This is a genomic window from Tamlana flava (assembly GCF_041287255.1).
GTDB lineage: Bacteria > Bacteroidota > Bacteroidia > Flavobacteriales > Flavobacteriaceae > Tamlana > Tamlana flava.
In genome coordinates this window covers 1-19,974 of the sequence record NZ_JBGGTX010000008.1, presented here as the reverse complement: position 1 = coordinate 19,974, position 19,974 = coordinate 1, and the positions used below count along the sequence as shown (strand labels likewise).

Annotated in this window: 17 protein-coding genes; 12 read left to right on the top strand and 5 right to left on the bottom strand. The window is 35.0% G+C overall.

Features of this window, described 5'->3' with window-relative positions:
• The first annotated feature begins 18 nt into the window (after positions 1-18).
• On the top strand, positions 19-1,371 hold the full coding sequence (locus ACB104_RS15840; RefSeq protein WP_370480308.1) for a T9SS type A sorting domain-containing protein: 1,353 nt from the start codon (positions 19-21) through the stop codon (positions 1,369-1,371).
• A 51-nt stretch (positions 1,372-1,422) separates the two neighbouring features.
• Here the strand turns inward: ACB104_RS15840 and ACB104_RS15835 are convergent, their stop codons facing one another.
• The gene (locus ACB104_RS15835) at positions 1,423-2,640 is read right to left on the bottom strand and encodes a helix-turn-helix domain-containing protein (RefSeq protein WP_370480306.1); all 1,218 of its coding nucleotides are present in this window, start codon (positions 2,638-2,640) and stop codon (positions 1,423-1,425) included.
• A 363-nt stretch (positions 2,641-3,003) separates the two neighbouring features.
• On the opposite strand from ACB104_RS15835, the gene ACB104_RS15830 reads away from it, so the two are divergent.
• The 4 genes from ACB104_RS15830 to ACB104_RS15815 all read left to right on the top strand — a co-directional run bounded on the left by ACB104_RS15830 (position 3,004) and on the right by ACB104_RS15815 (position 6,388).
• A complete protein-coding gene (locus ACB104_RS15830; protein WP_370480304.1) occupies positions 3,004-4,152 on the top strand; it encodes a T9SS type A sorting domain-containing protein in 1,149 nt (382 codons plus the stop codon).
• A gap of 60 nt (positions 4,153-4,212) precedes the next feature.
• Positions 4,213-5,073 (top strand): DUF4961 domain-containing protein, encoded by an 861-nt coding sequence (locus tag ACB104_RS15825; RefSeq protein WP_370480302.1) that lies wholly within the window; start codon positions 4,213-4,215, stop codon positions 5,071-5,073.
• Between the two features lie 244 nt (positions 5,074-5,317).
• Complete coding sequence (locus ACB104_RS15820; protein WP_370480300.1) at positions 5,318-6,118, top strand: hypothetical protein; 801 nt, start codon at positions 5,318-5,320, stop codon at positions 6,116-6,118.
• Between the two features lie 15 nt (positions 6,119-6,133).
• Positions 6,134-6,388, top strand: a complete 255-nt coding sequence (locus ACB104_RS15815) for a hypothetical protein (protein ID WP_370480299.1) — start codon at positions 6,134-6,136, stop codon at positions 6,386-6,388.
• Between the two features lie 12 nt (positions 6,389-6,400).
• On the opposite strand, the gene ACB104_RS15810 is transcribed toward ACB104_RS15815, so the two are convergent.
• Complete coding sequence (locus ACB104_RS15810; protein ID WP_370480297.1) at positions 6,401-6,946, bottom strand: CHRD domain-containing protein; 546 nt, start codon at positions 6,944-6,946, stop codon at positions 6,401-6,403.
• Between the two features lie 308 nt (positions 6,947-7,254).
• Between ACB104_RS15810 and ACB104_RS15805 the strand changes: the two genes are divergently transcribed.
• The 3 genes from ACB104_RS15805 (at position 7,255) to ACB104_RS15795 (ending at position 11,602) form a co-directional block, all read left to right on the top strand.
• A complete protein-coding gene (locus ACB104_RS15805) occupies positions 7,255-8,097 on the top strand; it encodes a DUF4382 domain-containing protein (RefSeq protein ID WP_370480295.1) in 843 nt (280 codons plus the stop codon).
• Between the two features lie 466 nt (positions 8,098-8,563).
• Entirely contained in the window at positions 8,564-10,066 is a 1,503-nt protein-coding gene (locus ACB104_RS15800; protein WP_370480293.1) for a T9SS type A sorting domain-containing protein, read from the top strand.
• Between the two features lie 192 nt (positions 10,067-10,258).
• Positions 10,259-11,602: a lysophospholipid acyltransferase family protein gene (locus ACB104_RS15795; protein ID WP_370480291.1), complete on the top strand. Its 1,344-nt coding sequence runs from the start codon at positions 10,259-10,261 to the stop codon at positions 11,600-11,602.
• Positions 11,603-11,747: 145 nt separating this feature from the next.
• Here the strand turns inward: ACB104_RS15795 and ACB104_RS15790 are convergent, their stop codons facing one another.
• Positions 11,748-12,974 carry a helix-turn-helix domain-containing protein gene (locus ACB104_RS15790; RefSeq protein ID WP_370480289.1) on the bottom strand — a complete coding sequence of 409 codons (1,227 nt, stop codon included), beginning with the start codon at positions 12,972-12,974 and terminating at the stop codon, positions 11,748-11,750.
• A gap of 364 nt (positions 12,975-13,338) precedes the next feature.
• Here ACB104_RS15790 and ACB104_RS15785 point away from each other — a divergent pair, with 364 nt between their 5' ends.
• The gene (locus tag ACB104_RS15785; protein ID WP_370480287.1) at positions 13,339-15,090 is read left to right on the top strand and encodes a BspA family leucine-rich repeat surface protein; all 1,752 of its coding nucleotides are present in this window, start codon (positions 13,339-13,341) and stop codon (positions 15,088-15,090) included.
• 43 nt (positions 15,091-15,133) lie between these two features.
• Here ACB104_RS15785 and ACB104_RS15780 read toward each other — a convergent pair whose 3' ends face one another.
• On the bottom strand, positions 15,134-16,348 hold the full coding sequence (locus ACB104_RS15780; RefSeq protein ID WP_370480285.1) for a helix-turn-helix domain-containing protein: 1,215 nt from the start codon (positions 16,346-16,348) through the stop codon (positions 15,134-15,136).
• A gap of 239 nt (positions 16,349-16,587) precedes the next feature.
• On the opposite strand from ACB104_RS15780, the gene ACB104_RS15775 reads away from it, so the two are divergent.
• From ACB104_RS15775 to ACB104_RS15765, 3 genes are all read left to right on the top strand, one after another.
• A complete protein-coding gene (locus ACB104_RS15775; RefSeq protein WP_370480283.1) occupies positions 16,588-17,619 on the top strand; it encodes a T9SS type A sorting domain-containing protein in 1,032 nt (343 codons plus the stop codon).
• A gap of 248 nt (positions 17,620-17,867) precedes the next feature.
• Positions 17,868-18,725 (top strand): T9SS type A sorting domain-containing protein, encoded by an 858-nt coding sequence (locus ACB104_RS15770; protein WP_370480281.1) that lies wholly within the window; start codon positions 17,868-17,870, stop codon positions 18,723-18,725.
• Positions 18,726-18,949: 224 nt separating this feature from the next.
• Positions 18,950-19,219: a hypothetical protein gene (locus tag ACB104_RS15765; protein ID WP_370480279.1), complete on the top strand. Its 270-nt coding sequence runs from the start codon at positions 18,950-18,952 to the stop codon at positions 19,217-19,219.
• Between the two features lie 293 nt (positions 19,220-19,512).
• Here ACB104_RS15765 and ACB104_RS15760 read toward each other — a convergent pair.
• A partial coding sequence (locus tag ACB104_RS15760) for a serine hydrolase (protein ID WP_370480277.1) occupies positions 19,513-19,974 on the bottom strand: 462 nt, incomplete at its 5' end.

Genomic DNA, 19,974 nt, shown 5'->3' with positions numbered 1-19,974 from the left:
AACCCAATATTCAAAATTATGAAAACTACTATTTTTTTAAAGCTAGCCCCGTTACTACTTTTTCCTGTTTTGTTAAATGCCCAGACTCAAATAGGTGATGATATAAGTACATCAAATAGGTATATACTTATATCTCTTTCTGGGGATGGTAACACGGTAGCCATAGGCGACCCATTCTCTGATAATAATTTCAATACAGGCTGTGTAAATATCTATGAAAACCAATCTGGCAGTTGGGTAAACATAGGTAATTTGTTTGGTAATGCTCCTGGTGATCGCTTTGGGGAAGCCGTAAGCTTGTCTATGGATGGGAGTACATTGGCTGTAGGTCTTCCATTATACATTTCCAGTAGTGGTTATGGCCAACCACATGTGAAAGTATATAAAAACCAATCTGGCAGTTGGGTGCAGATAGGTAGTGACATTAATGGTAATGGGCAAGGGCAATTTGGATTTGCCTTAAGTTTGTCGGATGATGGCAACACTATTGCCATAGGAGACCGGCAGAGAAGCTATGTTCAAATATATGAAAACATTTCAGGCAATTGGTCTCAGATTGGTTCTGATATTATTGGCGCTGAAAATTATTATGATCTGTTTGGGCAATCTATATGCCTGTCCAGTGATGGCAGTATCGTAGCCATTGGGGTTCCTGCTGATAATGGAAATGGGGAAGGAGCTGGTCGTGTTTGCGTGTATAAAAATGTATCTGGTGTTTGGACCAAGGTAGGAAGTGATATATATGGCGATTCCGCTGGTGATGGTTTTGGCAATGTGAGTTTGTCAAGTGATGGCGGTATCGTTGCAATTGGTGCTCCTGGTGGAAATAACTCGGGGCATGTACGCGTATATAAAAACCAGTCAGGTAGTTGGGTACAGGTAGGCAATGATATTAATGGGATGGTCGAAGGAGAGGGAATCGGGTTGTCTGTCAGTCTATCAGGTGATGGTAACATATTGGCTGCTTCAGGGGGTGATACTATAGTTCGGATTTACAAAAATCAAGGAGGTAGTTGGGTTCAAGTAGGTGCGGATATTAATAGCGGATGGCGAGCTTTAAGTCTTTCTAAAGATGGTAGTATAGTTGCATTAGGTCGTGCAAAGGTCTATGATTTAAGTGCCGTGTTATCAACAGAAAGTTTTAAGCAGGATTACTTTTCAATGTATCCAAACCCGGCAAAAAATATATTAAACATTCAATTAAAAAGTGGATTACAATTGAAGCAAGTAAATATCTATAACATCCAAAGCCAATATTTGTATTCCGTAAAATCCAATAAAATAGACACCCAAAATTTAAATACAGGGATTTACTTTGTGGAAATAGATACCAACAAAGGGAAGTCTGCAAAAAAACTGGTGGTCAAATAAAATTTATAAAAATTTTCATGTCTTAAACCGACCACCAATTAAAAGCTAGAACTAAAGTTGAGGCTTTTTTTTAAGTTGTTCTGGGATACGACTATAATCACTGTTTTCTAAATATGTTTTAGCTCTGCTTGCAATGGTTTCAGCATCCAAAACACCTTCATAAATATTAAACGTATCAATGGCACCTAACCAGGTCTCATCACCTGGAAATCCGGACTTAAATAAATAGGCAAAATCATTACTTAGGTTTTCAATGATGTTAGTTTTAGGTTTATCATTTGGCTGAATGCCAACTAAAGACCCATCCATATAGTATTTGAGCTCAACGTTGTCATAAGTGGTTACAATATGATGGAATTTACCATCTTGTAAATCAGGATTTGCAACTACCCTAGTGGCCTTTTCCCATGGTTTTTCGTAATTCATGCATGAAATACCCGTAGCACTATTATATCTGGTTTTTATTGATTGAAAGACGTAATCTACACCGAAAGCACCAAAAGTGTTTCCAAAGAATGAAATCATCGTGAAAGTTCCATTCCCTTTACCTGCCCATAAAAATGCTTCTAACGTAATGGCGGAATATTCGTTGATGTTGATTCTATCAGCGGGCAATTCTATATATTGTCCCTCTTCAAAACTCCATGACATTCCATTTACAATCCTAATGCCTCCCTTTAATGTGCCATTGGCTTCTCCCACCACATCATTGGCAGTATCATCATTAAAGGTGTACGAATGCTTTAATACAGGTTTTAGCTGTTCAGGATGATTTTTAAAATTTAGAAATATTGTAATTGCCAACGCCACAATTCCAAAACCTGCAAGTAGAAAGATATTAAGACGCTTTTTCTTTTTGATTTCTCCCTTAGCAACACCACCAAACTTTTCCAGAACAGCGACCTTGCCTTCTTTGGCCACCATTTCTTTTATTTCAGTTGGGGCATGGCCATATTTTTTGTTAAAAGCGCGACTAAAATAATTGGGACTGTTAAACCCCACCTTATAGCCAATTTCAGAGATATTGGCTACTTCATTGATTAAAAGTTTTAATGATTCTTCTAGTCTTATATCGCGAATAAAATCACTAATGGATTTACCAGTGATCAACTTGATTTTACGATACAGTTGCGAGCGGCTGTATCCCGATTTTGATGACAGTTCTACAACGCCAAATTGTTCACATTGCAGATTTTTCAACACAATGTCGCGAAGCTTTAAGAGTAAGGCTTCATCTTTTGAAAGTGTATTGGATTCGTCTGGTTTCATAAACTGGCAATGGCAAATTGATTAATAAAAGTACGAAAAAAGCACCTTTTTAAGGGCTGAATAATTGAGAAGAAGGCATAGAACAATATTTCAACTAAGCTTTTAATATTTTTTGATAGTGAAAAGGCTTCCTTAATGGAGTCTTATAGTTTGTGCAAAATACACGGAAAATGATATCAAACTACTTTATGCAACATGGTGATAGGTTTATGCAACATGAGTGCAAGCAGATAAAATGTAAGCCTTCTGAATTGTAAGCACATGTTTAAATAGTATAGGTATTTGCAACTTGGGTGCATTCATGATAAGTGATTTTTTACAAACTTTAGGATAGGACATTCTTCAATCGAAAATTAACCAAAAATGAAAAAAATACTATACGTTTTATTACTCTGGCTACCTTTTGGAACTATGGGGCAAAGTACGTTCACGGTTACTACCAATGGTACAACTATTCAGATGGATAATGCTATTGATTACGCTACAGACATTTGGAGTCAATATTTAAATTCAACAATCCCAATTAAGGTCAATGTTATATTTACTGATTTAGGGGATGGGGGAACTAATGGTGTTTGCTTATCCAATATTCGCAACGATTTTACAGGTGCTCCAAATCCAACTGTTACATATAACACAAGTTTGGCAAATGCTATTTCAGGCACGGAGTTAAATGCAGGTGAATTTGATATGGATATTTATATGAATAGTTCAACTAATTGGTATTTTGGATTAGATGGCTCCCCAAGTGGAGCACAATTTGATTTTGTTACGGTTTTCATGCATGAGATTGCTCATGGTTTAGGGGGAGTGTCATTTGCAAAGGTTGAAAATGGATTGGGGTCTTTTGGAATGATAACCGTATCGGATATTCCTCTTCCAACTTCTTTTACTGTAAATTTTGAACCGGGAGCCCCTACTGTATGGGATAATTTTTTAGTGAATGGATTAGGGCAGAACATTGCTGACTCGTCAATCTTTCCAAACCAAACAACTGCACTTGCAGCGGAAATTCAATCCAACGATATTTATTTTTCAGGTACTAATGCAAAAGCTGCCAATGGTGGTGAAAACCCGAAAATTTATGCTCCTGCGGTTTGGACACTTAGCTCTTCTATGCATCACTTTGATGAAGATACATTTCCTGTTGGATCAGATAACGAACTTTTTACGCCTTTTTCCAACCCTAGCGATGCGATTCAAATACCTGGGCCAATATTATTAGGGGCATTGAAAGATTTGGGATGGAGCATTAACGAAGTGCTTGGGCTGGATAAGCACGTCATTAACCAAACTGCACGCCTTTATCCAAATCCCGCAAAAGATTATTTTAATATTTATTTAGATAGTGGTTTAGAATTGAAACAGGTTAATCTATATAATATACAGGGACAATATATATTCTCTATAAAGTCACACAAAGTAGATATTCAAAACCTACAAAGTGGTATGTATGTTATGGAGATTGAGACCAATCAGGGCATGACCACCAAGAAACTGGTCGTTAAATAAGACCTATTGATTTTTGATAAACTTGAAGTAAAACATTCTTCTAATCTAAAATTTATAAAAATGAAAAAAATATTACATGTTTTGAAAAACAACTTAACAAAATGGATTGTATTGCTTTTTGCATCATTTCTGTTTACTATGTGCAGCTTGACCATTAATTGGGTAAATGAACCTTCAACATTTGAAGCGGGCTCTACTGTTAATGTGACTATAGATGCGACTCTTGTTGCGGAGGCAAATTCAGGATCATTTCACATTGCATTGTTAGCTCCCAAAGTTTGGGATTTAGAGAACAATAATAACCTAACAGGTGTTTTTGAATATTCAAGTAGTATGGGAGGCTCTTCCAAAGGCATTTTAGAACTTATCCCAGAAGATGACTATGGCCCCCGATTTTGCAACGACGAGCCCTCTTGGGAAGAATTCTGTAATCAAACCTTTGGGTGTGCGAGTAACAATCCAGAAGATGTGAAATGGGTTTTCTTAAGAAATAATGTATCTGGAATATCCGTCTCTGATGGAGAAGTACTAAACGGAAATATTACCCTTACTTTAAATGTGGGCTCGGCTCCTGTAACCACAGAATTGGGATATGGGATAATAATAGAGCCTAATTTTAGGGTGCCTTATACGGCCCACCAATTTACGGGAGTCAAGGAAATTAGTTTATCAAGATTAAATGCAGAAGAAAAAGCTTCTATAGAAGTAAATTTTTATCCCAATCCGGTGATTGATGTACTAACAGTGAATTCGGTTGTTAGTCTCGATAAAATTGAATTTTACTCCATTGCTGGACAAAAAGTAAAAGAGGTAAACTCAAATTTTGAGACCATTTCAATAAATGATCTTGCCAGAGGGGTGTATATCGTTAAAGCCTTATCGGAAAGAGGGACCGTGGTAAAAAAACTGGTGGTTAAATAATTTTTTCATGTCTTAAATTAACCGCCAATTAGAAAAGCTTCAACTAAAATTGAGGCTTTTTTATTTGTAAGAAGTTTAATATTATGGTATAACCAATTCTTTTATTTACTATTTTTATAGGAAATTGTTAAATAGAGAGAAATCTAATATTCGCCTCTTTACTTCATGTCATTTGTGTTTGGTTAAAGCCTCAATTGTTTTAATGTTTATTCACTAACTAATTGTATAATTAAAACCAAACATTATGAAAAAATTAGTATTCATTGCCCTTGTTTTATTTGGAATCTCAAATATGAGTTCACAGAATGGTGTATTTGCCTATGATTACAGACATGTTCCAGCTGACGAAATGGAAGTTTTTATGGCAAATGAAGCCATGTATTGGAGTAAGATTCATGCAGTCCTTATTAAGAAAGGTCAATTAAAAGCATGGTCGGTGCAAACAAGAGTTGGAGGTTTAGAATCTGAGCCCAATGTTTACTTTTACATAGGTATAGGTTCTTTAGAAAATCTTGACAATTTGTATAAAGTTTGGCCAGAAGCTGAAAAAGAAGTGAGAAGTAAAATGGATAAAGAAAAACTGGTACTAATTGACGAACGACTCAAACAAAAGAAGTTTAGAGTAGCGAATGTATTGTTTAGTAGGAGATCGTCTGTTTTTACTAATAATAACGATTGGAATTATTTAGTGCATAATTATGCGAAAGCCACCGATGTAGATGCTTTTCTGGATGTACAGGATAAATATTGGAAGCCGTTTTTTGAAGAACATATCACAAAAAAGAACACTAAACAAGTGTTCTGGTACTCTGCCTCAGTCATAAACCCACGAGGTGATGGTTATAAGTGGAACTGCTATACAGTTGATGCCTATAAAAACATGAGCGATATTTATGATTCATGGAATACAGATGTTGATTTACCGGAAGAAGGTTGGAATGAAACAAAGAAATTAATGAAAAATCAATATTTCTATAAGCGTGTAATATGGAGAAGAGTGATGTTTCTTGATTCAGAAGGCAACCTCATAAAGAATTGGGATTAATAATAAGTAAGTGTATTGAACCCCTCATTGGAGGGGTTTTATGTAAACGAAAATGGAAGATTTAAATATGTTTATTTAGATAATTTTAGCGGAGAGTTGTATTATTTCGAATATCATAATGAAGGTAAAATATCCAAGAGTTATCAGCAGGCTTATATAAGTTTTGAAGGAGCAACTTTCAATGCCCGTTCATTTGATTTAACGGTATTTAACAATGACAACAACACCCACTCCAAATATTTTGGGTGGGTGTTTGTGATGTGTTTCTAGTTAGAAAAAAACTTAAAATTGGCCTCTAATTTCGCCAGGGGGATTTGCTGAAGTATGCACATTTACATAGATTTCGCCATTTCTTAAAGCATTTATAAAAGCACTCATTTCCATACCTGCCAATGGTCCAACCAAGTTGTCTTTGGTTTTCATGCCTTGAGCTAGGATGCCATTCATTCGTCCAGCTGGATCACCGCCATAAAGCGCAATTACTACTGGACCGTTTTCTCCTGCAGGAGCCCAGTGAAAGTGAGCGCCAATAACATCGTTAATGTTGGCCACAATTAATTTAAAATGGATAGAAGCCCCATCATGATCCATAGATACAATACAATTGCCAGAAGCATTTGTTTCTTTTTCGGGCACTTCATTTTCACCTCTTAATGAGGTCGTGTACACCATTTTCATGGCCTTTTTCGAACTTGACTTGGCACTTTGTGAAAGATTTAAGGAATCGTCCACAGGTTCCAATAGTGTTTCATTACTACACCCCATTAGCATAGAGCCTAGCACCAATGCCCATAGGGCATAATTCATCTGTCTTAATAATTTTTTCATAGTAATATAATTTTATGCTTAGAAGCAATTGGATTAAAGTGAAGATTGTGGGGAATAGCTATTCCAATGACTTCTAAGTTGAAGTTAATAGTATAGTAAGTTACAAAATTTATTTTGAAATAGTTTGATTTTCCATGATTTAAGATCAGTATGTTTTTTTGTATCCATAAGTTATTGAAGTTGCTGGTTTGTGTGCCATTCAACGATAAATATTTTGTTTTATGGGGGTGATTCAACGAAAAAAGCAGTGATTTTTTGGTTTTAAGAATAATGCATGGTTATTTTAAGGCAACTAAAAAAAGAAAAATATGAAATTGAAAAATTTAAAAACAACCCTGATTTTAGGGGTTGCAGTAATTGGTTTGTGTTTGATTCAAAGCTGTGATAGCAATAATGATAAAACGGCAAGAGTACAATTAAGACTGGTGGATGAACCAGGTGATTATTTGGAAGTTAATGTTGAGATTATTGATATCCAATATAATATTTCAGATGGCGAGGAAGGTTGGGAGAGTTTCACGCCTGAAGGCGGGTATCCAATCAATGTGGATTTAACCGAATTGGTGGGAGGAAATAACCTTTTGTTGTCGGACCAGATTGTTCCAGCGGGAATGTTAAAACAAATAAGATTGGTGTTAAGCGAAAACAATACCTTGGTTATGGAAGGAGAAAATGCAGAACCAAGCGAACCAATCCATCTTGACACCCCTAGCGCTTTACAATCTGGTCTGAAATTGAATTTAAATGAAGAATTGCAAGCGGGCTTCTCATATACGTTTATATTAGATTGGATTGTATCGGAGTCGATAGTTAAAGCTGGGACAACAGGGATGTATAACTTAAAACCGGTAATTAGAGTAAACGCCGAAGTTAATTCAGGTTCCATTAATGGCATGGTTGTGGAGACTATAGAAGAATCTCCCGTAGCTAAGGAAAATGTAACCGTAGAAGTTTACACATTAGATGATGTGATGGTAACAGACACTATGACCGATGAATTTGGCAATTTTTTAATACAAGGATTAGGGGCAGGAAGCTATAAGCTTAAAATATCCATTGAGGGTTATGAGCCATATGAGTCTGATGAGATTGTTGTGGCAGTTGGAGAGATTTCAGACGTTGGAACTATAGAATTATTACCAATGGAATAAGACTAAATCAATTAAAAAAACCACCCAAGTACTTGGGTGGTTTTTTTATTGTAAATTCAATCAATGCTTTCTAAAGAATACTCTAATAGCCGAAAATGATATTATATTAAAGACATTTAAGTCTAAGCCAAGGTTTATTGCGCTTGTCAATAAACTTAATAAGGAATGATTGTTAATATAGTCTCGAGTCCCGTCCAGACCGCAAAATTGCTAAAAGCTCTAAGAGATTAGGGCTTTTTTTGGCAAGTAAAAGTAGTTGTGTTGTTCACGCCTAAGGCGTGATGTAGTTTACCAAAGCAACATTTGGTATCCAATAGAATGCTTTTCTTTTCGGATGTTTCGGAATTGGGATACTTTTTTGTTTTTAATATGTAATTATCTCATAGCCAGTGATATTTGTTTAAAAAAATCACAAAAATTTCGGTATTTATCACTAACTTTAATAAGTCTAACTAAATTAAAAATCATGAAATCTTCTCTATTTTTAAAGTTAGCCCCTTTTTTATGTTTTTCTCTTACAGTTTTTGGACAATCCCTTGTAGGCAACATTATTTATGGTGAAGCTGCTAGTGATCACGAAGGATATAGGATTAGCATTTCTTCTGACGGCAGCATAATTGCACTTGGTTCTCCTTTTCATGTGGATTCAGGGCATGTGCGTGTTTTCCAATTTGATAATGGAACCAATATGTGGGTACAACTGGGCGCCAATATTGATGGATCGTTAACAGGCGATGCCGCAGGTGCCAGTGTGTCTTTATCTGCTGATGGCAGTAGAGTGGCCATTGGTGCCAGAGGTAATGATGGCAATGGAGATAGTTCTGGCCAGGTACGTGTTTTTGAATATGATATGGGTACCGATAGTTGGAATGTTCTAGGCAATGAACTTTTTGGAGAAGCCGCAGGTGATTGGTTTGGTATTAGCGTTGCTTTATCCTCAGATGGTAACGTTATGGCAGCCGGTGCAATATATAATGATAATGTTCCGAGCAATTCGGGTCAGGTGCGTGTGTTTCAGTATGATATGGGGACCAATATGTGGAACCAAAAGGGTAGTGATATAAATGGTCAGGCAAATGGTGATAACATGGGAGGAGCCGTAAGTTTGTCATCTAATGGTAATATCGTTGCGATTGGATCGATATACAATGATGCAGGAGGAAGTAATGCTGGTCAGGTACTTGTTTTTGAATATGATATGGGCAGTAATAGTTGGAATCCCTTAGGTAATCGTATTAACGGGGATAATTCTAGTGACCGATCTGGTCATAGTGTGTCTTTGTCCTCAGACGGAAAAACGGTAGCCATAGGAACGCCATTCAATAGCGGTGGGGGCAATACGTCGGGTCAAGTACGTGTGTTAAGGTATGATATGGGCAGTAATATGTGGCTTAAGTTAGGCAGTGATATTTATGGTAATATTGGTGACCAAGCAGGTTATAGTGTGTCTTTATCATCCAGTGGCAATATTGTGGCCATTGGCGCAAATTACGACAGTACTGCGGGCTATCGTTCAGGGAGGGCAAGTGTTTATCAGTACAATCAGGGCTCCAATTCTTGGAATCTTGCTGGTAGTGATATTAATGGAGAAGCCGCTAGCGATCAATCCGGATATTGTGTGAGCTTATCATCAGATGGAAATAGATTGGCTGTTGGATCCTACGACAATGATGGGAACGGTGCGAATTCCGGTGATGTTCGTATTTTTGACATGTCGGGTGTTTTAGCAACTGAAAGGTTTATACAATCTAATTTCAATTTATTTCCAAATCCAACACAAGACAAGTTTACAATTGTTTTAAAGGAAGGAATGGAATTAGAGAAGGTCAGTCTTTATAATAATTTGGGTCAGTTTCTGTTTTCATCATTCGAATATTCAGTTGATATCAAATCGCTATCTCGCGGTCTTTATTTTGCTGAAATCGTTACCGAACAGGGAAAGGCAACAAAAAAGCTGGTGGTCAAATAAAGCATATAAAATGTTTTATATCTTATCCAGACCGTTTTGCTTAGTAATCTCTGTATGGTTCTTTGTTTAAGGTAATTTTATCAATATCTTTATGGTAAGGTCAATATTGTAAATAAAACTCTTCAATTTGCAGCAATAGCTCCTTAGTCTTAAAATTTGGCCAGAGATATGTTTTAATCTAAACAATTGATTGTGTTGTATCAGTTATTTAAATGGTTGTTTTACCTTACTGTCAAGGGGTATTTTAGGTCCATTTACATTAAAGGGGCTGATCAAATTCCTAACTCAGGCCCAGTAATTTTTGTGGCAAATCATAATAGTGCTTTTATGGACCCTATATTATTGGCAGTCCATTTAAAGCGAACTTTGTATTTCTTGGCTAGAGGGGAATCATTTAAACACAAACTTATTTCCTGGATATTTAAAAGGTTTAATATGATTCCTATATATCGGCCAGATATTACCCCTGAGGAAATTTATAAAAATGAGGAAGTTTTTCAGAGCTGTTTTGATTACCTCAAAGCTGGAAAATCAATAATGATCTTTCCGGAAGGGATTAGTAAAACAGAACGTAAACTAAGAAAGATTAAAACTGGAGCGGCTCGCATTGCTTTGGGAACGGAAAGTCAAAATAGTTTTCAAATCAATTTAAAAATTATACCAATTGGGATTAATTATACAAACCCCCATCATTTTAGAAGTCATGTATTTATTAATATAGGTTCGCCAATAAAAGTTTCAGATTTTAATCGTGTTTATGATGAAAATTCAAAACAAGCGGTTATACAACTTACAGCTAAAATTAAAAAAAGCCTTGAGAATTTAGTGGTTATCGCGGAGAGTGAACGATTGGATAAGCTTACTAAGCAGATTGAATTACTTTATAGCAGCGAATTAAATGATGTAAATGATTTAGATGATAGTGCTGTCCAAAAATTTTCATTGTCCAAGGAGATTGTTAAAGCAGTAGCTTACAATTTAAATAAAAGACCTAAAGAGACATCCGAATTTGAGATAAAAATAAACAGTTATCTAAAAGGTCTAGAACGCATAAAGCTTCGAGACAAAAATTTTGGACCTGTTAAAATTAGACTTCAGTTTTGGTCTAACTTTATTTATTTTACATTAGGGTTTCCATTGTTCTTTTATGGTTATGTTTTAAATATTATTCCTTACAGGATTTCAGAATTTTTATCAAAAAAAATAGTTGTTCGCAAAGATTTTGTTGGCTCTATGAAGGTTGCATTTGGGATGTTTATCTTTTTGCTTTTCTATGGTATTGAAACTATTTTATTTGCCATGTATATACACAAAGTATATGCGTTTGTTTTTTTATTTTCTCTTTACCCAGCAGGATTATTTACTTTAAATTACATTAAGAATTTTTATCTCTTCAAGGAAAAGGCAAGATATTATCAATTAAACCTAAATCAACATAAACTCATATTTAAACTTAAAAGAAAAAGAAAGGAGTTGTTGGACGAATTGGAAATAGGTAATAAACTATACTTAAAAGCTTTAAAAAAAGAAACGTAACAATACATACAGATGCCCTTTCTTAAGAAAATGTTCTGGTAGTGAGTTGGTATATTATGGCAAAATTTTAAAACCTATTTTGAATTTACCGTTATGAAGCTTTCTTTTTTATAAGATTGGGATGCTTTTTGTTTTAAATTACTGCTTAATTAGAGATATTATCTATTCTTTCCGCTATTTCTTTGGGAATGCGATTATAATCACTGTTTTCTTTATACTTTTTGGCTGTTTTAGCAATGGTTTCAGCATCCAAAACACCTTCATAAATATTAAACGTATCAATGGCACCTATCCAGGTCTCATCACCTGGAAATCCGGACTTAAATAAATAGGCAAAATCATTGCTTAGGTTTTCAATGATATTTGCTTCAGGGTAATTGTTTTGTTGAATGCCAACTAAAGATCCATCCATATAGTATTTGAGCTCAACGTTGTCATAAGTGGTTACAATATGATGGAATTTACCATCTTGTAAATCAGGATTTGCAACTACCCTAGTAGCCGTTTCCCATGGTTTTTCGTAATTCATACATGAAATACCTGTGGCACTATTATATCTGGTTTTTATTGATTGAAAGACGTAATCTACACCGAAAGCACCAAAAGTGTTTCCAAAGAATGAAATCATCGTGAAAGTTCCATTCCCTTTACCTGCCCATAAAAATGCTTCTAATGTAATGGAAGAATATTCATTGATCTTTATATTGTCGGCGGGCAAATCTATATATTGCCCCTCTTTAAAAGTCCATGACAGTCCATTGCTAATCTTAACACCTTCCTTTAAGGTACCGTGAGCGGCTCCCACTACATCATTGCCAGTGCCATCATCAAAGGTGTACGAATGCTTTAAAACCGGTTTTAGCTGTTCAGGATGATTGTTAAAATTTAGAAATATTGTAATTGCCAACGCCACAATTCCAAAACCTGCAAGTAGAAAGATATTAAGACGCTTTTTCTTTTTGATTTCTCCTTTAGCAACACCACCAAACTTTTCCAGAACAGCGACCTTGCCTTCTTTGGCCACCATTTCTTTTATTTCAGTTGGGGCATGGCCGTATTTTTTGTTAAAAGTGCGACTAAAATAATTGGGGCTATTGAATCCAGCCTTATAAGCAATTTCAGAAATACTACCGGCATCATTGACCAAAAGTTTTAAAGCTTCTTCAAGTCTTAAACAGTTAATGAAATCAATGATGGATTTACCGGAGATGGACTTGATTTTACGATACAGTTGGGAGCGGCTGTAGCCTGATTCCTTTGATAATTCCACAACACCAAAGGTTTCGTTCTCCAGGTTTTTCAATACAATGTCTCGAATCTTTTTCAAAAAGGCTTCGTTTCTTGAAACGATGTTGGTGTTATTGTTTTTCATAAATGAAACTGAAACATGTAATTGTTAAAGATATAAAATAGAAAACTAAACCAAAAACCTGACATGCAACAAGTTTATAGATTTATGCAACATTATTATAGATTCATAAATTGAAGTTTAATAGTTCGAATGATGAGGTGTAAATATTATAGGTCTTTGCAACATTCGTACGAGTTAAATCAAGCGATTTTTACAAACTTTATACTAGTCTTTCCTGAACTAATTTTAAGAATATGGTCCAAATTTTCCATTATGGATAATTTAGGACAGCCAGTACTTTTAATAGAGCGCTTTAGCTCATATCCATTGGTAAATGTAACGGTTAGCTAAATTTTAAAATATGTCTAATTTAATATGATGACCTATGAAAACATTATTCTGTTTAATTTATCGATTCAGCCTTTTTATCCTTATGGATGTTGGCTTTATAAAAGGCATTGATCCATCCAACATGAAATCAAAATTATTAGGCTATGGCATTTTACTTTTTGTCTTCAACCCTGCTTTTTCACAAACGGAATTTATTACGACTTGGAAAACTGATAACTATGGAGTTTCAAACACAACCTCCATTACCATTCCAACCACAGGTGGAGGCTACAATTATGATGTGGACTGGGAAAACGATGGAACCTTTGATGATTTTGGGGTTACAGGCGATATCACCCATGATTATGGTGTTTCAGGTACTTATACGGTGGCCATACGGGGCAGTTTCCCACGTATTTACTTTAACTATACTAGTGATAGAGCAAAATTATTATCAGTAGAACAATGGGGGGCCATCCTTTGGAACTCCATGAACCATGCTTTTGCTGGTTGTTATAATTTAGTCATAAACGCAACCGATATACCAGACCTCTCCAATGTCTTCGATATGTCTTATATGTTCGCAAGTGCCCGTAGTTTCAACCAAGATATTGGCAGTTGGGACGTGGGCAATGTAACCGATATGTCTTATATGTTCGCAAGTGCCAGTAGTTTCAACCAATATATTGGCAACTGGGATGTGGGCAATGTGACTGATATGTCAAGGATGTTTAGCCATGCTGAAAATTTCAATCAGAATATAGGCAATTGGGATGTGAGCCATGTGACTGACATGAGTAGTATGTTTTATTGGGCCGATAGCTTTAATCAGGATATCGGCAATTGGGATGTGAGCCATGTGACCGATATGACCTATATGTTTACAGCTGCAACAAATTTTAATCAAGACATCGGCAACTGGGACGTAAGCAATGTGACCAGTATGTATGGTATGTTTGGGGGTTATGATGATCCGTTTATTGGGGGTGCTTCTTGGGAATCAAAAATCAATTTCAACCAGGATATAGGCAATTGGGACGTAAGTAATGTTTTATCTATGGGCGAAATGTTTTATGGAGCCCAATATTTTAATCAAAACTTGGGCAATTGGGATGTGAGTCAAGTGACTGATATGTGGGGTATGTTTTATGGGGCAACAAATTTCGACCAGAATATCGGCAATTGGGATGTGAGTCAAGTAACCCATATGTCTCTTATGTTTTCATCAGCCGTCAGTTTTAATCAAGATATCGGCAATTGGGATGTAGGCAACGTGATATATATGTATAATATGTTTGAGGGGGCAACAAATTTCAATCAGAATATCGGCAATTGGGATGTAGGCAACGTGATAAATATGTATAATATGTTTGAGGGGGCTGGCCTCTCCACATCTAATTACGATGCCTTGCTCATGGGTTGGAACGCACTGCCATCATTACAAACCGATGTTTATTTTAATGGAGGCAACAGCACTTATTGCATTGGTGAGTCGAGCAGAAACAATATGATAAATTCCTATAACTGGGCCATTGCCGATGGTGGTTTGGATTGTTCCAGTTTAAGCACCGATGAGTTTGAAATTGATGACTTTGCCTTATATCCAAACCCTGCTAAAGATTATTTGATTATTGATATGAACACTGGTTTGCAATTAAAACGAGCCAGTGTCTATAATATACAGGGCCAATATTTATTCTCTGTAAAGTCACCTAGAGTGGATGTTCAAAACCTACAAAGCGGGTTGTATGTTATGGAGATTGAAACTCATCAAGGCAAGGCTACAAAAAAACTGGTAGTTAAATAATTTTTTCATGTCTTAAATTAACCGCCAATTAGAAAAGCTTCAACTAAAATTGAGACTTTTTTTTAAGTTGTTCTGGGACACGACTATAATCACTGTTTTCTAAATACGTTTTTGCTGAACTCGCAATGGTTTCAGCATCCAAAATCCCTTTATAAATATTAAAGGCGTCGATGGCTCCCAACCAAGTATTATGATCTGTAAAACCTGATTTACATAAAAAGGCAAGTTCATTACTTAAATTCACGATGGTATTATCTTCATTATGCTTGAAAGCTTGTCCAACCAAGTTGCCATCAATATATAATTTGAGATTATAGTTGTTAAAAGTTGTTACAATGTGATGATATTTGTCATCTTTTAATGGATAGCTAGATATCTTAATATCAGTTTCCCATGGAGTTGAATAGTTTTTACAAGACATAGCCATGAGACTGGTCTCCCAATGTGAAATTGATTGGAAAATAAAATCTACACCAATTTTATCTTGAATATTTCCAAAGTATGAAATCACAGACTGTGGAGTTCCAGTATTTTTTTTACTCGCCATTAGGTAAGCCTCAAGTGTAATTTCAGGATAATTATTGATCTTTATTTTGTCACCTGGTAATTCTAAATATTCTTCTTGTTCATCGGTTATAAAAAATCCATTAATTATCTCGCCATCGCCTTTTATGATACCATGAGCGTCACCAACAACATCTTTGGCAGTGCCATCCTCAAAGGTGTAAGAATGTTTTAATACAGGTTTTGGTATTTGGTTGTTGCTTAAACTAACATAGGCCACAACACTTAACAATACAATTGCAAAGCCTATTGTCCATAACACATAATGATGCTTTTTCTTTTTGATGTCTCCATTTGAAGATACCTCAAACTTTTCTAAAATAGCCGTCTTACCTTCTTTCTCAACCAGGCACTTAATTTGTGTGGGGGCACAACCATATTTCTCATGGAAAATACGGCTAAAGTAATTTGGGCTATTGAATCCAACCTTATAAGCAATTTCAGAAATACTACCGGCATCATTAACCAAAAGGTTTAACGCTTCCTCAAGTCTTAAACAGTTAATGAAATCAATGATGGTTTTGCCGGAGATTGACTTTATCTTACGATACAATTGCGAGCGGCTGTATCCTGATGCCTGTGATAGTTCTACAACATCAAACGTTTCATTTTCCAAATTGTCCAATATGATGTCTCGAATCTTTTTCAAAAAGACTTCATTTCTTGAAACAATATTGGTGTTATCGTTTTCCATAAATAAAATGGGAACATATAATTTTTAAAGATATAAAATAGAATACTTAACTAAAAACCGTCCATGCAACATGTTTATAGGTTTTTGCAACCTACCTACTAGTAAAACCAAGTGTTTTTTACAAACTTTATGAAGTCCTTAATTACAGGGTTTAGAGTTATGCTTGTTCAGTTTCCAAATTGGTAATTGAAGGATTGCAAACTTGTAAAGAATGATGTTGAACTAAAACATTTTAAGACATGAAACAATATTTAGAAAAATTAATTAGTAACACTAGTCTTATAGTAAAGGTTGCATGTTTAGCAAGTTTCTTGCTTGGTCCTACAGTATTTAATGCGCAAACATTGATACACTCCTACACTTTTAATGATGGTACCCCTTTTGATAGTACGGGAAATGCTGATGGTATAGGTTATGGTACTGTCACATATGTTGATGGTAAAGCGGTATTAGAGGAAGGCGAATTTACTGGAGAATTTATAAGTCTGGATGCTGAAGCCATAGCCCTTAATACCTATACTTCTATTACCATAGAGGCTTTTATTACTGCCAGTACTGTCAACGCTTCAAACGGGGGCAATGGTAACGCATCAGTTTTTTATTTTGGTAATCGGGACCCAAATAATACATGGAAAGGGTATGATTATGTTTACTCACAGGGAACTACGGGAAACAGTAATGGCATAGCGGCAATTTCCACAACAGGAAATATTGGAGACCCATGGGTATATGAAGATAAAATAACTGGTGCACCAGCTTTAAATGACGGGCAGCTACATCATATTGTTTTAACGCTTGATGCTACTAAAATGGCCTATTATATTGATGGTGTTATGATAGGATCACCGGTTAACTATACAGGTAGTAATTCTTTGTCTGCGATAGGAACAGAACTTGCGTTAATAGGTAATTCAGGATATAATGATGATCCAACTTTTAAAGGAGAAATTGATGAATTCAATATATATGATGGTGTAATGGATGCATCTACAGTTGCCGCTAGAGCCAATAGCTACCTTCTAGGAGTAGATAGCTATGAAACTAAAAACTCTTTATTTAAATTACATCCAAACCCTACTAACAATATATTAAATATTCAATTTAACAAGGATGTGTCATTGAAGAATGTAAATATTTATAACATGCAGGGGCAATATCTATATTCTGTAAAAACCAGTACAATCGGTATCAAAAATTTACAAAGTGGTATTTACTTTCTGGAAATAGAAACCAATAAAGGGAGATTGGCAAAAAGATTGGTGGTCAAATAAAATTTATAAAATTTTTCATGTCTTAAACTGACTGCCAAGTGTAAAAGCTTCAACTAAAGTTGAGGCTTTTTTACGCTAGATATTTTCTTCGCTAAAAATGAATTAAGTACTTGAAAAATAAATATTTATTGATTATTTTTGAGTAGCTTCGGCAGCTGTTATCATTTAGATATACAGTTTTTCTCTCTCCTGGAAATATTAATGGTGAATAGTCCCAAAATATCTTAACTATCTACTTAAGATATGATTTGAGGTATTTAATACATTTTTTAACTAACACAAATGCTATTATGAAAACAATTACTATTCTTCTTTTTTTTATTTTTTATTCAGCACAGGTTTTTTCGCAATCAATCATTATTTCAGGACTAGGTCATGGATATGACAACAGAAACTCAGGACTTGTTGAGTTGTATGTGTTAAATGATATTACTACAGATGCTTATATAGTAAAAGCTACTAGACCAGATAATTCTGTAATAGGATCTACATATTTAAGCCCACCTCTAACCGCTGGGACTTATATAACTTTGGCGCAGGATGATTTTTATTTCCAGCCATTTTTTGGTTATAATCCTACAGACCCTTATTCTTATGTAGGTTATATTAATGGGGACGACACGGTGACACTTGAAGATATCAATGGAGAGATAATAGATATATATGGAGCATTGGGCGTTGATGGATTTGGTACGGCTTGGGAGTACTCAAGAGGATGGGCTTACAGGCTCCCTGGCTTTGGGCCTAATACTACATTTACTTTGTCAGAATGGAATATAATGGACGATGCTTTTATTGGATGTGATCCCAATTCAGCATGCTCGCCCCCATATCCGAATGGCACATATACATTGTCAAATGCACAATATAGCTTAAAAAGTATTCGACTAACACCCAATCCGGTAGACAATGATATGGTCAAGATATTAGGGGTTGAACATAATAATCCAGTCAATGTGAAAATTTATGATACATTCGGTAAATTGATGCTTGATAAAATGATGGAGGATGAGACCTTAAATATTTCGGCATTTCAAACGGGAATATATTTTGTAAAAGTTCAGCAGGACACTAACATTAATGTCGAGAAATTAATTGTTAAATAGACTAATTTTAAGAATATAACCTTTCATTCATAAAAATAGTGGCTCATGGAGACTTTAAAGCAGTTTATGTTTTTTTAGTTTATTAAGAATAGCAGTTTTTCTTTTTCTTTAAAGGGGCGTTCTATCATGATTTTATTTTATTAATTATTAAATGTACTAAAAATGAATTCAAAAAATTAGTCATTTTTTTTTGTAACTTGTTAAGGTTAAGCGAACACAATGTTATGAGAAATCCACTATTAAATAAGCCTGTTTTATTAAATGTAGTTATTCTTCTAATTTCAGGGTTTATTAGTTTCATTTTTTTAACAATAGGGTTTGCTCATCTTATTGGAGGAACTACACAGAGTATTAAAGGTACAAGCCCTGATATTCCTAAAGGTGAAGCTGTGCTTGGTGGGATTATAGTAGTTTTGTTATGCATTATTGGAATTATGTCCTTACTTCTTACAATAGCAGCAATTATTGCAATTATTAAAAGAATTAAATCTTGAATTTAAATAAATAATAGCTTAGCTTTTTAGATAGTTTTTATTTTAAGGGGAATTTATTTGGGATATACTTCAACAGGTCCGACCCTGTTTAATTTATTTTTTTTACCTTTTATTGAACCGAGTAATCCAAAAAAAGATTTTTGAAATAAATGCAAACAACATAATAGTAAATAGTAATATGTTTATTCAATCTACTTATTTTTTATTATATTAATTAATATCTTGATACAAATAGTCATTCTTTAATTTCAGTTTTTTGTATCCAATGTTGCATAATCCCTGGTTATTCAAGTTTAATTGTTACATAAAAATTTTTGTCTATATAAGGAATTAGCAATAGTTCTGTAAAGTGCAATCTCAAGGTCATGAAAGAACCCTGTGGTATCATTCTTAAAATGGTAATTGGAAGATAATTTTACTATTACCATGTCCTTATCGGGGTCTACATATATAAATTGCGTATAAATACCTTGAGCGTTAAATTCATCTTCTGCTGCAAGAGGAATCCACCATTGGTAGCCATATCCCTCTTTTCTCTTGGCATTATGTCTTATACCTGGTATTAGATGAGGGGCATCAGGTGTCGTTGAAGCCTTAACCCAACTGGACTTAATTATTTGTTTTCCTCTCCAATTACCGTTGTCAAGAAATAGCTGTCCAATTTTAGCATAGTCTACAGCTGTACAGTTAAGCCCTCCAATGGCAAATTCCATGCCTTCATTGTCTATTATCCAATAGGCATCTGATTCCGCCCC

Excerpts from the sequence above, each read along its gene's own strand:
- ACB104_RS15790 (WP_370480289.1), bottom strand. The coding sequence starts at position 12,974 with ATGAAAAACAATAACACCAACATCGTTTCAAGAAACGAAGCCTTTTTG.
- ACB104_RS15835 (WP_370480306.1), bottom strand. The coding sequence starts at position 2,640 with ATGAAACCAGACGAATCCAATACACTTTCAAAAGATGAAGCCTTACTC.
- ACB104_RS15830 (WP_370480304.1), top strand. The coding sequence starts at position 3,004 with ATGAAAAAAATACTATACGTTTTATTACTCTGGCTACCTTTTGGAACT.
- ACB104_RS15775 (WP_370480283.1), top strand. The coding sequence starts at position 16,588 with ATGAAACAATATTTAGAAAAATTAATTAGTAACACTAGTCTTATAGTA.
- ACB104_RS15780 (WP_370480285.1), bottom strand. The coding sequence starts at position 16,348 with ATGGAAAACGATAACACCAATATTGTTTCAAGAAATGAAGTCTTTTTG.
- ACB104_RS15820 (WP_370480300.1), top strand. The coding sequence starts at position 5,318 with ATGAAAAAATTAGTATTCATTGCCCTTGTTTTATTTGGAATCTCAAAT.
- ACB104_RS15825 (WP_370480302.1), top strand. The coding sequence starts at position 4,213 with ATGAAAAAAATATTACATGTTTTGAAAAACAACTTAACAAAATGGATT.
- ACB104_RS15785 (WP_370480287.1), top strand. The coding sequence starts at position 13,339 with ATGAAAACATTATTCTGTTTAATTTATCGATTCAGCCTTTTTATCCTT.
- ACB104_RS15800 (WP_370480293.1), top strand. The coding sequence starts at position 8,564 with ATGAAATCTTCTCTATTTTTAAAGTTAGCCCCTTTTTTATGTTTTTCT.
- ACB104_RS15810 (WP_370480297.1), bottom strand. The coding sequence starts at position 6,946 with ATGAAAAAATTATTAAGACAGATGAATTATGCCCTATGGGCATTGGTG.
- ACB104_RS15840 (WP_370480308.1), top strand. The coding sequence starts at position 19 with ATGAAAACTACTATTTTTTTAAAGCTAGCCCCGTTACTACTTTTTCCT.
- ACB104_RS15805 (WP_370480295.1), top strand. The coding sequence starts at position 7,255 with ATGAAATTGAAAAATTTAAAAACAACCCTGATTTTAGGGGTTGCAGTA.
- ACB104_RS15765 (WP_370480279.1), top strand. The coding sequence starts at position 18,950 with ATGAGAAATCCACTATTAAATAAGCCTGTTTTATTAAATGTAGTTATT.